Source organism: Arthrobacter globiformis, from assembly GCF_046536215.2.
GTDB lineage: Bacteria > Actinomycetota > Actinomycetes > Actinomycetales > Micrococcaceae > Arthrobacter > Arthrobacter globiformis_E.
Genome location: NZ_CM143421.1, coordinates 1111089 through 1126454, shown reverse-complemented (window position 1 = coordinate 1126454; position 15366 = coordinate 1111089). Strand labels below are relative to the sequence as shown.

General features: G+C 67.5%; 11 protein-coding genes and 1 pseudogene. 3 read left to right on the top strand and 9 right to left on the bottom strand.

Translation table 11 applies throughout. From position 1 onward, the window contains the following. Positions 1 to 35 precede the first annotated feature (35 nt). The gene (locus tag R5O87_RS05100; protein WP_410556710.1) at positions 36 to 473 is read left to right on the top strand and encodes an RDD family protein; all 438 of its coding nucleotides are present in this window, start codon (positions 36 to 38) and stop codon (positions 471 to 473) included. Positions 474 to 536: 63 nt separating this feature from the next. On the opposite strand, the pseudogene R5O87_RS05095 reads toward R5O87_RS05100, so the two are convergent. From R5O87_RS05095 to lipB, 4 genes and pseudogenes are all read right to left on the bottom strand, one after another. Next, positions 537 to 839, bottom strand: a pseudogene (locus tag R5O87_RS05095) (DUF3817 domain-containing protein); the annotation flags it as partial. Between the two features lie 150 nt (positions 840 to 989). Further along, entirely contained in the window at positions 990 to 1742 is a 753-nt protein-coding gene (locus R5O87_RS05090; protein ID WP_410556709.1) for a DUF4191 domain-containing protein, read from the bottom strand. An 88-nt stretch (positions 1743 to 1830) separates the two neighbouring features. Further along, positions 1831 to 2850: a lipoyl synthase gene (lipA, locus tag R5O87_RS05085; RefSeq protein ID WP_410556708.1), complete on the bottom strand. Its 1020-nt coding sequence runs from the start codon at positions 2848 to 2850 to the stop codon at positions 1831 to 1833. Beyond that, positions 2847 to 3515 carry a lipoyl(octanoyl) transferase LipB gene (gene lipB / locus R5O87_RS05080; RefSeq protein ID WP_410556707.1) on the bottom strand — a complete coding sequence of 223 codons (669 nt, stop codon included), beginning with the start codon at positions 3513 to 3515 and terminating at the stop codon, positions 2847 to 2849. The genes lipA and lipB overlap by 4 nt, the downstream gene beginning before the upstream one ends. 179 nt (positions 3516 to 3694) lie before the next feature. Here lipB and R5O87_RS05075 point away from each other — a divergent pair, with 179 nt between their 5' ends. Then, the gene (locus tag R5O87_RS05075) at positions 3695 to 6202 is read left to right on the top strand and encodes a protein kinase domain-containing protein (RefSeq protein WP_462836393.1); all 2508 of its coding nucleotides are present in this window, start codon (positions 3695 to 3697) and stop codon (positions 6200 to 6202) included. A 23-nt stretch (positions 6203 to 6225) separates the two neighbouring features. On the opposite strand, the gene R5O87_RS05070 is transcribed toward R5O87_RS05075, so the two are convergent. Then, complete coding sequence (locus R5O87_RS05070) at positions 6226 to 7119, bottom strand: TIGR01777 family oxidoreductase (protein ID WP_410556705.1); 894 nt, start codon at positions 7117 to 7119, stop codon at positions 6226 to 6228. Between the two features lie 73 nt (positions 7120 to 7192). On the opposite strand from R5O87_RS05070, the gene R5O87_RS05065 reads away from it, so the two are divergent. Next, the gene (locus R5O87_RS05065; RefSeq protein ID WP_410556704.1) at positions 7193 to 10756 is read left to right on the top strand and encodes a S41 family peptidase; all 3564 of its coding nucleotides are present in this window, start codon (positions 7193 to 7195) and stop codon (positions 10754 to 10756) included. Positions 10757 to 10844: 88 nt separating this feature from the next. Here the strand turns inward: R5O87_RS05065 and R5O87_RS05060 are convergent, their stop codons facing one another. From R5O87_RS05060 to lpdA, 4 genes are all read right to left on the bottom strand, one after another. Continuing rightward, complete coding sequence (locus R5O87_RS05060) at positions 10845 to 11273, bottom strand: OsmC family protein (protein WP_410556703.1); 429 nt, start codon at positions 11271 to 11273, stop codon at positions 10845 to 10847. 162 nt (positions 11274 to 11435) lie between these two features. Beyond that, positions 11436 to 11789, bottom strand: coding sequence for a hypothetical protein (locus tag R5O87_RS05055; protein WP_410556702.1), 354 nt, complete (start codon positions 11787 to 11789; stop codon positions 11436 to 11438). Positions 11790 to 11962: 173 nt separating this feature from the next. Then, complete coding sequence (sucB, locus tag R5O87_RS05050) at positions 11963 to 13723, bottom strand: 2-oxoglutarate dehydrogenase, E2 component, dihydrolipoamide succinyltransferase (protein ID WP_462836392.1); 1761 nt, start codon at positions 13721 to 13723, stop codon at positions 11963 to 11965. 115 nt (positions 13724 to 13838) lie between these two features. Then, the gene (lpdA, locus tag R5O87_RS05045; RefSeq protein WP_410557534.1) at positions 13839 to 15221 is read right to left on the bottom strand and encodes a dihydrolipoyl dehydrogenase; all 1383 of its coding nucleotides are present in this window, start codon (positions 15219 to 15221) and stop codon (positions 13839 to 13841) included. Positions 15222 to 15366 lie beyond the last annotated feature (145 nt).

Genomic DNA, 15366 nt, shown 5'->3' with positions numbered 1-15366 from the left:
CCGCGGGTCCGTGGGCGGCTCGGTAAACTTGGTGGGTGGTAGATCGCAAAGACATCGGTTCGTGGCTCAGCGGGCCGGACACTTCCGGCATTTCCAAGTACCCGGGGGAACGCCTGGGCTTTCCCGAGTCGGGGCCGGGGTCCATGGCCCGTGCCGGCCGGCGGATCCTGGCGATCACCATCGACTGGACCATCGCCCTGCTGATCAGCAATGTGTTTCTCGGCGGGAATTCCATGGCCACACTGGGCGTGTTTGCGGCGGAGCAGATCCTGCTGATCGGAACCCTCGGCTACAGCATCGGCCACCGGGTGATGGGCATCCAGGTGGTGAAGCCCGACGGCTCAGCGGCCGGCCCGCTGGCCGCCCTGGTCCGCACTGTCCTGCTGTGCCTGGTGATCCCGGCCGTTATCTTCGACCCCGACCAGCGCGGACTCCATGACAAGGCCATGAACACGGTCCTCATCCGCATGTAGCTGGCCGTCCGCCGCTGGCTGAGCATCCGCATCCAGCTGACCGTCGGCAGGTAGCCGGCCGGGGGTGAGGTGTCCCCGCCGGAGCGCCCACCGTTCAAACAGGACGGTGGCGAACGGAAAAACCGCCGAGAGTCCTGCGAACAGCGCCACCGTGAACGGCCAGCGCTGCAGACGCCACAGCACCAGGGCTGCCACTCCGTAGCCGATGAACAGGGCGCCGTGCACCGGGCCGGCAATCTCCACACCGAGTTCGGTGGTCCGGGCGATCCACTTGAAGTACATGCCGGCGAGGAGTGCGGCCCAGCTGAAGGCTTCGGCCACCGCCAGCAGGCGAAAGACTCGGACGACGGCGGACGGGAGTTTCACAGGAGGCCCCGGCTTCTGTAGGGGCTGGGGTCTGGCTGGTTTCACAATGCCGTTCAAGAAGGCAGCTCGCTGGAACGGGCGCACCCGCTCAAACGGGAAACGCCCCGGGGCCGGCGCAAATGCGGCGGCTGCCGGGGCGTTTCAGGCGGATCAGCGTCCGCGCTGGGGGCGTGCCTTATAGGGGTCCACGCCCTTGGGGATCGGAAGGCGGGTGCCCAGCGACGAGATGCGCTTGGACACGGCGCTGACCTCAGTCTTGGTGAGCTCGTTGTTGAGCTTGTTCATCTTCTTCACCACCTGGCTGATGGGGACCTGGCCGTCGCCGCGCCCGGTTTCGATGACGTGGATGGTGACGTTGGGAAGGATGCGCGCCAGCTTCTTCCGCTCGCCTTCGATCAGCGGGCGAACACGGTGGGTGGGGCCTTCGGCCACGAGCACGACGCCGGGACGCCCGACGGCGCGGAACACGGCATCCTGGGTGCGGGGGTTCACAGCCACGGGCTGCTCCTCGGTGATCCAGCCGCGCTTCAGCGTGCTGAGGGCAGCCCCGGACGCGCCCGGCTGGTTCTCGATCTGGGCGAAGGCTGCCCGTTCAGCCCGGCGCGACAGGATGAATGTAGCCGCCAGGAAACCCAGCGGGATACCGATGATCAGGCCCGTGATCCAGTTATTCAGCAGCAGGCCGACAATGAGGCTGACGGCCACGACGCCCAGGAACGCCAGCAGCATGAGCCACGGGACCATGGGGTCGTGGCGGCGGGTCATGTTGAAGACCTCGCGGATCTGCTTGAGCCGGCTGGGCTTCTTTTCCTTCACGGCCTTCGGCTTGCGCCCAAAAAGACCGCGCTTGGAGCCATCAGCGGCTGCAGGAGTGTTGTTGCTGGAGTCAGGGGATTTCGCCATAGTGCCTTTATTCTACGTGATTCACGACAAAGGGCCGGACGCCGAAAAGATCCGGCGTCCGGCCCTTGGCCATGGGAAATACCTGGTGCTACTGGTGCGCCGCGAGCAGGGAGCTGGCTTCCTGGCGGGTGGTTCCGGAGTCCTGGATGCCGTCGGCGATGTGGGCGAGTTCGGCGGGGATGTCGCGTCCTTTTTTGCGCATGGCGGTGGCCCAGAGCCGGCCGGCGCGGTAGGAGGAGCGGACCAGGGGGCCGGACATGACGCCGAGGAACCCGATGTCTTCGGCTTCGTGCTGCAGGTCGACGAATTCCTGGGGTTTGACCCAGCGGTCCACGGGGAGGTGGCGTTCGCTCGGGCGGAGGTACTGGGTGATGGTGATCAGGTCGCAGCCGGCCTGGTGCAGGTCGGCCAGGGCTTCGGAGATCTCTTGCCGGGTTTCGCCCATGCCCAGGATGAGGTTGGATTTGGTGACCATGCCCAGGTTCCGGCCCTGGGTGATGACGTCCAGGGAGCGTTCGTAGCGGAACGCGGGGCGGATGCGCTTGAAGATCCGGGGCACGGTTTCGACGTTGTGCGCGAACACTTCGGGTTTGGAGTCGCAGATCGCCTTGATGTGCTCGGGTTTGCCGGAGAAGTCCGGGATGAGGAGTTCAACGCCGGTGCCGGGGTTCAGTTCGTGGATCTTGCGGACCGTTTCGGCGTAGAGCCAGACGCCTTCGTCTTCGAGGTCGTCGCGGGCGACGCCGGTGACGGTCGCGTAGCGGAGTTGCATGGCCTGGACGGAGCGGGCGACCTTGGTGGGTTCGAACCGGTCCACGGGGGAGGGTTTGCCGGTGTCGATCTGGCAGAAGTCGCAGCGGCGGGTGCATTCGGAGCCACCGATCAGGAAGGTGGCTTCCTTGTCTTCCCAGCATTCGAAGATGTTGGGGCAGCCGGCCTCTTCGCAGACGGTGTGCAGGCCTTCCTTCTTGACCAGGTTTTTCAGGCCGACGAACTCCGGGCCCATCTGGACCTTGGCCTTGATCCAGTCCGGTTTGCGTTCCACCGGGGTGGCCGCATTGCGCTGCTCGATCCGCAGCATTTTCCGGCCTTCAGGTGCCAGTGTCACAGGAGAGCTCCTTCGGGGGTTGCAACTAGGGCGTCTTCATTGTTGCGCAGTTCCTCGGTGATCCGCGAAACGAGATCGGCCGGGGAGACGTCGCGGCCAGTTTCCTGGGCGATGGTAGTCACACCGGCATCGGTGATCCCGCAGGCGATGATCTGGCCGTAGGGTGCGAGGTCGTTGTTGCAGTTGATGGCGAAGCCGTGCATGGTTACGCCCTGGCTGACCCGAATGCCGATGGCGGCGATCTTGCGGGCCGGTCCGTTGGCGTCCTCGTCGATCCAGACACCTGCGCGGCCCTTGATCCGCACTGCCGTGATGCCGTAGTCCGCGAGCACCGCGATGATCACGGCCTCCAGCCGCTCCACGTAGTCCCGGATGCCGGCCTTGTTCTTCAGCTTGATAATCGGGTATCCGATCAGCTGGCCCGGCCCGTGCCAGGTGAGCTTGCCGCCGCGGTCCACGGGAACCACAGGGGTGCCGTCGAAGGGCCGCTCGTGATCCTCGGTCAGCTTTCCGGCCGTGTAGACGGCCGCATGTTCGAGGAGTAGTACGGTGCTGGGGGCCTTGCCGGCCAGGACATTTTCATGGATTTCGCGCTGGATGTCCCAGGCGTGGCTGTAATCAACGAAATCCGGGGCAAGACCGAGCTTTGTGAACTCAAGAGTCATGCGTTCCAGCTTAGACCTCAGCCGCCGTTCTGCCCGGGAGTGTGCCCAAGCTCTCACCCCGTCACTGGTCACATTCCGCACCATTCCGGATCATGGCCGGGCGCCCCGGGCCTGCCTGTGGATAACTTCTGCAGGAATTGCCGGTTTCCGGTACTCCTTAAGCCATGGACCAGCACAGCTTGGAAAACCTCAGCCTGGAAATGACCACTCCGGAAAGCCACGGCGCCTTCATGGACGGTTCTGCCGGGGAGGCTCCCGCCGTCGCGGGCTACTCGGCATGCCGCCGGCTGGGCCGCGGCGGCAGCGCCGAAGTCTGGCTGGTGTCGCAGGACTCCACCGGCGCGAAGCTGGCCCTGAAGTGCTTCCGCCGGCCCCCTGGCGGTGGTGAACTGGGCGGCAGTGGATTGGGCAGCGGTGGATTGGGCGGCGGTGAATTGGGCAGTGATGAACCGGGCAGTGGGTCCATGGCCCGCGAAGAGGGTCTCCGCCGGGAACTTCTCATCATGTCCGTCCTGGACCACGAACACCTCGTCAAGGCTTATGGCGTGGTCAGGTTGGATGAACCTGACAGGACTGATGAGCCGGGCAGGACGGATGGGCAGGGCAAGGCGTACGGCGCCGGAGAGTGCAGCTTTGGTCTCCTGATGGACTACGCGCCCGGGGGTTCGCTCCAGGAGTTGGTCACTGCGAGGCGCACCCTGAGCGTCGGTGAAACGGTCACGGTCCTGACCCCTATCGCGCAGGTCCTGGGCTATCTGCACGGCAAGGGCTTCACGCACTCGGACGTCGCACCGGGCAACGTACTTTTCACCGCGCATGGAAAACCGCTGCTGGCCGATCTCGGTGTCGCCCGGATGGTGGGGGACGCTTCCGGTGTTCCCGACCAGCACACCGGCGGCTTTGCGGACCCGGCTCCGGTGGACGCGGTCCGGGCTGGTCTTCAGCCGGAACGCGACGTCTATGCTGCTGCCGCCTTGGGCTGGTATTGCCTTACCGGACAGCCCCCTCCGCCGTCCGCAGCCAGGCCGCCGCTTTCTCTTCTGGTGCCGGATGTGCCCTCCGAGTTGGCGGCGGCGTTGGAGGCCGGGCTGAGCGATGACCGGCGGCAACGTCCGGCTGCCGCTGAGTTTGCCACGGCGGTCTACCGCAGCGCGGCCGCGGTCCCCGTGGACCTGTCGCGCTCGGTGCATGGCACCGTCCTGCCCGAGTTGCTGACGCGCAGGCCTGTCCCGCCGTCCGGCGGGAGGCTGAAGAAGCGCCTGCTCGCGTGGGGACGGCGACTGAAGACCACCGGCTGGGTGCGGGCGTTGGCCCGGCTGTCATTGCGCGGGGAATTGCGTGGCGACGCGCGCGGGGAACTGACGGCGCCGGCTGCGGCCCCACCGGACGCGTCTGTCCGGGCTGTCGGAGACAGGCGCGGTGTCAGGCAGGCGAATGCCGGGCCTGCCGCTGACGGGGATATAGCGGTCAGGGATACAGCAGTCGGGCGCACTGCTAGGCGTGCTGCTGCCGGGCATGCAGTTAGCAGGAATAGCGTGGTCGGGCGCACCGGCAGGCGCGCTGCTGCGGGGCATGCAGCTGACAGGGATTCCGCGGTCGGGCGTATGGTCGGGCGCGGCACTGCCGGGCATGCCGCTGATAGGGATGCTGCGGTCGGACGCACTGTCGGACGCACTGTCGGGCGCGCTGCGATCCGGAGTGCCGCCGTCGGCCAGGCGAGCCGGCACTCCGCGGCAAACCGCCATTCCGCCGACAGCCGCCACTCCGCGGGCTGGCAGCACGCCGGGGACACCGGTCACATGGCAAGACGCAGGGCGGAGCGGCGGCGCACCGACAGGCAGACACCTGACAGGCATGCATCTGACAGGCAGACCACTGAAAACCAGACCACTGAAAACCAGACCACTGACAGACTGACCACAGACAGGCGAACCCGTTGCAGGCGGGCCCCGGGTGCCGGGGTTGGGGCACTGCCGACGCGGGTGCGCAGGGACGCCAGGGCCGGCCCGGGCGGTAGCCGCCGCCTGGCAGTAACGGGTGGCGTGCTCACCGCAGCAGTGCTTGCCGCCGCCGGACTACTGGGATTTCCCGGGGCAGCGCAGGAGTCGGGCCAGGCGGCGCATGAGGCCGGCCAGGCGGCCCAGGAGTCAGTCAGGGAGGCTCAGAATCCGGCGCCAGCGGCGCGGGATGCAGGTCAGGCGGCGCTGGAGGCAGTCCTTCCGGCGGGCAGCCCCAGGCCCGCGGCAGGCGCTGTGGCCAGGGCGGCCGCCCTGCCCGGTGATGTCCGGCGGCGGCTCGCGTCGGAAGATCCGGTGGTGGCTGTCCTCGGACTGGCGCAGCTGCGTTCGCTGGCGCTGCGCGAGGGCAGGCTGGACTTGCTCGACGACGTCAATGCTCCGAATACCCCTGCTCATGCCGCAGACCAGCGGATCCGGGCCGGTCTGGAGAAATCCGCGACAGTGCTGGCCGGCTTCACCACGAGCCTGTACGGTGTGCGCCGCCTGCCCGGAAGCACGGCTGCGAGGGCCGTGGTGGCGGTGACGTCATCGACGTCGGCTTACGAGGAACGCTCGGCCGGGGGAGCGGTAACGGCCACGGGAGTGCCGCAGCAGGATGTCAGGCTGCGTCTGGTTCTGGTCATGGCGGAGGGACGCTGGCGCATCGCCGACATTCTGCCGCCGGCCTGAACACCAGCCGGATGGAACAGCGGCTACTCACCGCCCGCCACCCATTTGGCGGCAAGCGCCACCGAGGGATGCCGCCAGGTGAATCCGCTGTCCCTGAGCAGTGCCGGCTCGATCCGCTGGCTCGCGAGGAGGAGTTCGTCGGCCAGCTTGCCCATGACGAGGCGAAGCGCAGGGGCCGGCGCCCGCAGCAGGGCAGGGCGGTGAAGCGCCTTTGCCAATCCGGCCACGAGGGTGTTCACATCGGCAGTTTCCGGTGCGGCGACATTCACGGGGCCCGAGTTCCCGGACGTGAGGAGGAACCCGAACGCTGACGTGAGGTCGGGGAGGGTAATCCATGGCCAGTACTGCCGGCCGTTGCCCAGAGGTCCGCCGATCCCGGCCCGCAGCAGGGGCAGCAGGCGCCCCATGGCCCCGCCCGACCTGCTCAGCACCACTGCCGTCCGCGGGGTCACCACCCGGACATCTGCTGGGGCCTCGCGGGCTGCCGCTTCCCACTCGACGCAGATGCGCGCCATGATGCCCTGCCCGGCGGGGGAGTTCTCGGTCAGCATGGCGTGGCCCGCGTCGCCGTAGTAGCCGGCGCCGGACTGGCTGATGAACGTCCGGGGCGGGGAGTCGAGGTGGCGCATCGCCGAGGTAAGTGTCCGGGTGGGATCGAGGCGCGACCGAAACAGCTCATCGATCCGGTGCGCTGTCCATGGCCTGGCGCCGATGTTGGCGCCGGAGAGGTTGATGACGGCGTCGGCGCCCTCCAGGCTGCCCGGGTCCAGGGTTCCGCTCGCGGGATCCCAGGGGATTTCCGACGGCGACGACGGCGGCCGCCTTACCAGCCGGACGACGTCGTGTCCGTCGGACGTGAGCTGGGAGGAGAGTGCGGTTCCGATGAGCCCGGAGGCGCCGGCCATGACGATACGCATGATCCATCTCACCATGCCCGGCACGGCAGGGCACCTCCCCGATGGCGCATGTCACGTTGACTATGATCGAACGATGACCTCTTCGAGTTACCTCCGGTTCCCTCATGTTCACGGCGATCTGGTCACGTTTGTGGCCGAGGACGACGTCTGGATTGCTCCCCTCAGCGGCGGCCGCGCCTGGCGTGTTTCCTCGCTCCAGCTGCCCGCCCGCAACCCCCGCTTTACGCCGGATGGGAAGAAGCTGGTCTGGACGGTCGTGCAGGGGACGGCTCCCGAGGTGGTCATCGCCGATGTCGACGGCGGGGGATACCGCCAGCTGACCTTCTTCGGGCACAGCACCACCCGGGTCAAGGGCTTTACCCCTGCCGGGGACATCGTGGTCACCAGCGCGTTCCGCCAGGCCGAGAGCCGCCACACGCATGCCTACCGGCTGTCCACCGAAGGCGGCTGGGCCGAGGAGCTCCCGCTGGGGCCTGTTGAGTCCGTGGCTTTCGGGCCGGAAATCGGGGACGAAAAGCCGGTGGTGGTGGGCAGCGTGCTGTCCCGTGAACCGGCCTGGTGGAAGCGCTACCGTGGCGGCACGGCCGGAAAGCTCTGGATCGACAGCGACGGAAACGGCGAATTTGAACGCCTCGTGCCCGAGCTGGACGGCAACCTCGCCGATCCCATGTGGGTGGACGGGCGCATCGCCTTCCTCTCGGACCACGAAGGCTACGGCAACCTGTACTCGGTCCTGCCCGGCGGCGGGGACCTGCGGCGCCACACCGACCACGAGGACTTCTACGTCCGCCACGCCTCCACCGACGGCAAGCGCGTGATCTTCGAATCGGCCGGTGAGCTCTGGCTCCTGCATGACCTTGGGTCCGAGGCCGTCCGGCTGGACGTCACGCTCGGATCCGCATCCCAGGGCCGCCGCCCCTCACTCCTCAAGGTCTCCAAGCACCTCGGCGACGTCCGGCCCGACACCTCCGGGGAAGCAAGCGCCGTTGAATCGCACGGAACCATCCACTGGTTGCGTCACAAGGACGGGCCGTCCCGGGTTGTGGAAGCGACGGCCGGCGTCCGTGCCCGCCTGCCGCGACCCCTTCGCGACGGCCGCATCGCCTACGTCGCAGATCACGACGGCGACGAGGCCCTGTTCATCCGGGAAATTGCCCCGCAGGTCCCGGCACACGGCGGCGCAGCCCCAGCAACCCAGGCGGCCAAGACCAATGCGGCGCCGGACACTACGTCCGGGGCAGACCAGCAGGAACCCGCGTCTCCTGCGATGGCGTTGCCCAGCCCCGTTTCCGCCGCCGGTGTGGCGGGACCCCGTCCTGCAGCTGCCCGCGCAACCCAGCCGGTGGCCGACGATGCTGCGGCCGATCTCGCCCCGGCGGAGGCAGCAGCGGGGACCGCGGCCAGCCAAGCAGCGGGAACAGTGGCTGCCGGGCCGAGCCCGCTCACGGTCCGGTTCCCCAAGCCTTCACGCGCCAGCGCCATCGAAGCCAGCCCCGACGGCCGGTGGATCGCGATCGGAACCGCCTTTGGCGACCTCTATATTGCTGACACCCAGGACGGCTCACTGACGGCGGTGACCAGCATCGGCGAGGGCAGCATTGAGGACCTTGCCTGGTCGCCGGACTCCGGCTGGCTCGCCTGGTCCGAACCGGTGACATCGTTTGGCTCACGCAGCCGCCTGCGGCTGGTCCGCTCCGGCGTCCCTGAAAAGCCTGCCATCGTGGAGGTGACGGACGGGCGCTTCCGGGACGAATCGCCGTCGTTCTCCCCGGACGGCAAGTTCCTTGCCTTCCTTTCCAACCGCAGTTTCGATCCGGTCTACGATGGACATTCCTTCGACCTGTCCTTCCCCAGCCCGATCAAGCCCTACCTCGTGGCGCTGGCGGCGGACACGGCGTCGCCGTTCGGCCCCACCGTGGCCCTCGCAGACGGCGGGGAGGAGCACGGCAACGAGGCGCACGGCAAGGCAGCGCGGTCTGACGCGGCCCGTGAAGACGATGCACCGGCCGACGTCCGCGTGGACGCCGAGGGCCTCGCCCACCGGGTCATCAGCGTCCCGGTTCCGCAGGGCAACTACTCGGACCTGACCGCCGCCCAGGGTGCGCTGCTGTGGCTCGACAGCGCCCTGGCCGGCGTCACCGGGGAGGGCCGGGCGAGCCTGGAGGACAAGAACGCGGCGCCGAGCCTGGTCCGCTTCGACCTGGCCAAGCGCAAGAGCACCACCCTCGTGGAGGCCCTGGACAGTTACCGGCTTTCCGGCGACGGCAAGAAGGTGGTCCTGGTCCACGACAAGCAGGTCCGGGTGGTGCCCTCCGACGCCAAGGCCGACGAGGACTCCGGCCAGCTGGTCAAGGTGGACCTCACCCGTATCCGCGTCCTGATGGATCCGCTGAGCGTGTGGGGCCAGGCGTTCGACGAGGCGTGGCGGCTGCAGCGCGACTTCTTCTGGACCGAGGACATGGCCGGCCAGGACTGGGACTCCATCCACGCCCGCTACCGTCCGCTCGTGCAGCGGCTCGGTTCCCATGACGATCTGGTGGACCTGCTGTGGGAGCTGCACGGCGAGCTCGGCACGTCGCACGCCTACGTGCGCCCGGCGGCAGCCGTTGAGAACGGCAGCAACGGCCAGGGCCGGCTGGGTGCCGACCTCGCCTTCACCGGTGAGGGCTGGGAGATCGAGCGCATCCTGGCCGGGGAGTCGTCGGACCCGCTGGCCACGTCACCCCTGACGCGGCCGGGCGCCGACGCCAAGGCCGGGGACGTCCTGCTGGCGATCGACGGCGTGCGTCTCACCGGGTCGCTGACCCCGGCCATGCAGCTGGTGGGCGCGGCCGGGCGCGCAGTGGAACTGACCATCCGCAACGGCGCCGGCCACGGCGAGTCCGCCGGAGTCCAGCGCCGGATCGCCGTCGTCCCGATCAGGGATGAGGAACGTCTCCGGTACCAGGACTGGGTGAACGCCAACCGCCGCACGGTCCGCGAGGCATCGGACGGCAAGTTCGGCTACCTGCATATCCCGGACATGCTGGCCAACGGCTGGGCGCAGCTCCACCGCGACCTGGACACCGAGACGGCCCTTGACGGCCTGATCGTTGACGTGCGGCGCAACCGCGGCGGCCACACCTCCCAGCTCGTGGCCGAACTGATCGGGCGGAAGGTGACGGGCTGGAGCATGCCCCGCGGCGAAAAGCCCCGCACGTACCCGCACCACGCACCGCGCGGGCCGGTCATCATCCTGGCCGACGAATTCGCCGGATCCGACGGCGACATCATCACCCAGGTGTCCAAGCTTCGCGGCATCGGCCCGGTGATCGGCACCCGCACGTGGGGCGGCGTCGTCGGCATCGACAACCGCTTCACCCTGGCCGACGGAACGGGCGTGACCCAGCCCCGCTACGCCACGTGGTTCGGCGGCGGCGTGGGCTGGAGCGTCGAAAACCACGGCGTGGCTCCGGACATCGAGGTGACGTTCCCGCCGCACGCATACGCGGCCCGCCGGGACCCGCAGCTGGAGTCCGGCATCACAGCGCTGAAGGAGATGGTGCAGGAGCTCCCCACGGACCGGCCTCCGCTCCGCGAGGGCTACCGCCGGCTGCGTCCGGAGCCGCTGCCGGCCCGCCGCCACAGCCAGGCGTAGCCGTAGACCACGGGTAGCCTTAAAAGCACTGAAGGCCCTGCTCCGACTGGATTTCTCCAGCGGAACAGGGCCTTCGGGCTTTAAGGGATCAGGAGGCCAGCATGGCGTCCAGGGTGATCTCGATGCCGGTCAGGGCCTGGGATACCGGGCAGCCCTTCTTGGCGGATTCCGCGATGCGCTGGAAATCCTCTTCTGAGATGCCGGGGATGCGGGCGTTCAGGGTCAGGTGGCTGCCGGTGATACCGGTGCCGGGCTGGAAGCCGACCTCGGCCTTGGTGTTGACCTCGTCCGGGGTGAAGCCGGCCTGGCTGAGCTCGTGGCTGAACGCCATGGAGAAGCATGCGGAGTGTGCCGCGGCGATGAGCTCTTCGGGGCTGGTCTTGCCGCCTGCCGCTTCGGTGCGGGCCTTCCAGGTGACGTCGAACGTGCCGAGGCCCGAGCTGTCCAGGGTGGTGTTGCCTGAGCCTTCCGTCAGGCTGCCGGTCCATACAGTGTGCGCGTTGCGTGTTGTAGCCATGTCACTCCTCAACGTTGATTCGATCCGGGGATACGGCAGCAGCCGTTGCCCCGCCGCTACCAATCCTATGGATTCGGTCCCTCCGGTGCACGGGTTGTCCGCTGTCAGAGGATTATGACCGAACCGCCGGATTTGCGGCTGGTTCCGGGCTGGTTCCCCGGGTTAGTTCCACAGGGTGGCGATGGCGACGTTGATCAGCGCCAGCCCGCCAACGCCGTGTGCGAGGCCGGTTGAGACGGGCTGCCCGTTCTTGACCTTGCGCGCCCCAATGACGGCCAGGACTGCCACAACGACGGCGATGACGAACTTGATGCCGAGCTTGGCGTAGTTCGGGTGGGCGTCGGGCATGAGGGGAAGGAGGCCCATCATGGCGATGCCTGTGAGCAGCTGCAGGAAGGCTCCGTCGCGCTGGCGGGGGTGCACGGTGGGCTGCTTCATCGTGGCGATCCAGTAGCCCACGATCATGGCGGCACCGACGACGTGCAGGAACACCAGAATGTTGAAGAGAATAGTCATGGCTCCAGCTTAGCCAGTCTGTTCTACGTCCTGTAGCAAATCCGCGCGTGCCCCGGCGGCGGTTTAAAAGTGGCCCGGCGGTTTAATCAACGACGGCGGTGCGGGCCTTCCGGTGACAATTTCACCGGTGCCCGCACCGCCGTCGTTATTGGCAGTTGGCTACTGTCCCTGGGTTACAGTCCCAGGTCCGCTTCGAACGCGCCCTCTTCGAGGCGGGCCTTCAGCGTCTGCAGGAAGCGTCCTGCGTCCGCACCGTCCACCAGGCGGTGGTCGTAGGTGAGGGACAGGTACATCATGGAGCGGATGGCGATCGAGTCGTCACCGTTCTCGTCCTGGACCACGACGGGGCGCTTGACGATCGCACCGGTGCCCAGGATGCCGACCTGCGGCTGGTTGATGATCGGGGTGTCGAACAGCGCACCGACGGAACCGATGTTGGTGATGCTGAACGTGCCGCCGGACAGCTCGTCCGGGCCGATCTTGCCGCTGCGGGTGCGGTTTGCAACGTCGGCGATCTTGCCGGCGAGGCCCGCGAGGTTCAGGTTGCCGGCGTCGGAGATGACCGGAACCAGCAGGCCCTTGTCGGTGTCGACGGCGATCGCCAGGTGCTCGGCGTTGTGGTACGTGATTTCCTGCTTGTCCTCGTCGTACGCAGCGTTGAGCTTGGGGTGCTGCTTGAGGGCTTCGGCCACGGCCTTGGCGATGAAGGGCAGGAAGGTGAGCTTGGTGCCGTTCTGGGCCTGGAACGAGTTCTTGGCCTTGAGGCGCAGCTTGGCCACCTTGGTCATGTCCACTTCGTGCACCTGGGTCAGCTGGGTGGAGACATCCAGCGACTCACGCATGCGGCGGGCGATGACCTGGCGGATCCGCGGAGCCTTCTGCACGGTGCCGCGCAGCGAGGACGCTGCGGCCGACGGAGTTGCGGAAGCGGCGGCGGGGGCTGCCTGGGCGGCGGCCGGGGCTGCCTTCGATTCAGCGGCGGCCAGCACGTCCTGCTTGCGGATGCGGCCGCCGACGCCGGTGCCGGAGACGGAGGCGATGTCCACACCGTGCTGGTTGGCGAGCTTGCGCACCAGGGGAGTGACGTAGCCGGACTCGCCGCCTGCGGCCGGAGCAGCCTGCGGTGCGGGCGCTGCCTGGGGAGCCGGTGCTGCCTGGGGAGCAGGCGCGGGGGCTGCTTCCTGGGCGGGGGCGGGCTTCTCAGCTGCCGGTGCGGGCTTTTCAGCTGCCGGTGCCGGCTGTTCCGCAGCCGGGGCGGCAGGAGCCTCTGCGGGAGCCGCAGCAGGGGCAGCGGCGCCGGAACCGATGACCGCGAGGACAGAGCCAACCTCGGCGGTCTCGTCCTCGTTGACGCGGATTTCCTGCAGCGTGCCGGCCACCGGGGACGGGATTTCGGTGTCGACCTTGTCGGTGGAAACCTCGAGCAGCGGCTCGTCAACTTCCACGGTGTCGCCAACAGCCTTGAGCCAGCGGGTGACGGTGCCTTCGGTGACGCTCTCGCCCAGGGCCGGCAGGGTGACCTCGTGCCCTTCGCCGGAGGACGCGGGCGCAGCAGCGGCTGCAGGTGCTTCCTGGGCCGGTGCCTCGGCAGCAGGAGCGGCAGGTGCCTCTTCGGCGGGTGCTGCAGCCGGTGCTTCCTCGGCGGGAGCAGCAGGCGCCTCTTCGGCGGCGGGGGCTTCGGCAGCGCCGCCGCCCGAGCCGTCACCGATGCGCACCAGCGGGGCGCCAACTTCAGCGGTCTCGTCTTCGGCGACGAGGATTTCCTCGATGACGCCGGCGATCGGAGAGGGGATTTCAGTGTCTACTTTGTCGGTGGAGACCTCGAGCAGCGGTTCGTCCACCTCTACCCGGTCACCTACCTGCTTGAGCCAGCGGGTGACAGTTCCTTCGGTGACGCTCTCACCGAGGGCGGGCAAGTTAACGGATTCAGACATGTCGTCCCCGTTCTCCTTATTTATGTAAAAGTGCGGATGATTGCTGCATTATTCGGGCCTGGTGCACGCTGCTGGTCGAGCCGGTGCACCAGGCCCTGTTGTCTTGCGGAACGAGTTAGCCGTGAAGGGCTTTGCCGGCCAGGGCGAGGTTGGCCTCGCCCAGGGCCTCGTTCTGGGTCGGGTGGGCGTGCAGCAGCTGGGCCACATCCTCCGGGTAGGCTTCCCAGTTCACGATCAGCTGGGCTTCGCCGATCTGCTCGCCCATGCGGGAACCGAGCATGTGGACGCCCACCACCGGGCCGTCCTTCTGGCGGACCAACTTCACGAGGCCGCCGGTGCCGAGGATGGAGCTCTTGCCGTTGCCGGCCAGGTTGTACTCCTGGGTCTCCACCTGGTCGTCGCCGAACTTCTCCTTGGCGGCCTTTTCGGTGTAGCCGACGGTGGCGATTTCCGGCTCGGAGTAGGTCACCTTGGGGATGTTGACGTCCTCGACGATGACAGGCTTCAGGCCAGCGATTTCCTCGGCCACGAAGATGCCCTGCTGGTAGCCGCGGTGGGCGAGCTGGACGCCGGGGACAATGTCGCCGACGGCGTAGATGTTGCCCACGCCGGTGTGCAGGCGCTCGTTGGTGATGACGAAGCCGCGGTCGACGGTGAGGCCGGCCTCTTCGTAGCCAAGGTTGGCGGTGACGGGACCGCGGCCCACGGCGACGAGGAGGAGGTCGGCTTCGAAAGTCTTGCCGTCAACGAGGGTGACCTTGACGCCGTCGTTGTTCTGTTCGACGCCCTGGAAGAAGACACCGGTGGAGAACTTGATGCCGCGCTTCTTGAAGGCACGCTCAAAGTTCTTGACGATCGCTGCGTCCTCGTTGGGGACCAGCGAGGGCAGGCCCTCAACGATGGTGACGTCGACGCCGAAGGACTTCCAGACCGAAGCGAACTCGACGCCGATCACGCCGCCGCCCAGGATGATGGCGCTCTTGGGGATGTAGTCCATGGTGAGTGCTTCATCGGACGTGATGACCTTGCCGCCGATTTCCAGGCCCGGCAGCGTGCGCGAGTAGGAACCCGTGGCGAGGACGATGTTCTTGCCCTTGTAGGCCGTGCCGTTCACGACGACGGTGTCGGTGCCCTGCAGCTTGCCTTCACCCTCGATGACAGTGATGCCCTTGGACTTGATCAGGCCCTGGAGGCCCTTGAACTTGCCGGCGATGATGCCGTCTTTGTAGGCGTTGACAGCGGTGATGTCGATGCTGTCCAGGGTGACGTTCACGCCGTACTTGGAGGAGTCGCGTGCGTGGTCAGCCAGTTCGGCCGAGTGGAGCAGCGCCTTGGTGGGGATGCAGCCGTTGTGGAGGCAGGTTCCGCCGAGCTTGCCCTTCTCCACGAGGCCAACGGTGAAGCCAAGCTGGACGGCCCGGAGAGCCGTGGCGTACCCGCCGCTGCCACCACCGAGTACCAGGATGTCGAATTCTTGCGCAGTTGCCTGATCGGCCACTTAGACGCTCCCTCGCGTGAACGATGACACGAGAGTACGCATCATCTGGTCTTGGAAATTGCTCTGCCGTGATTATGCCAGCAGGCCTTTTCCCTTTCATTTGTGACTACCGTGGTTCACCTTAGCGAACCACTTATCCATGCTC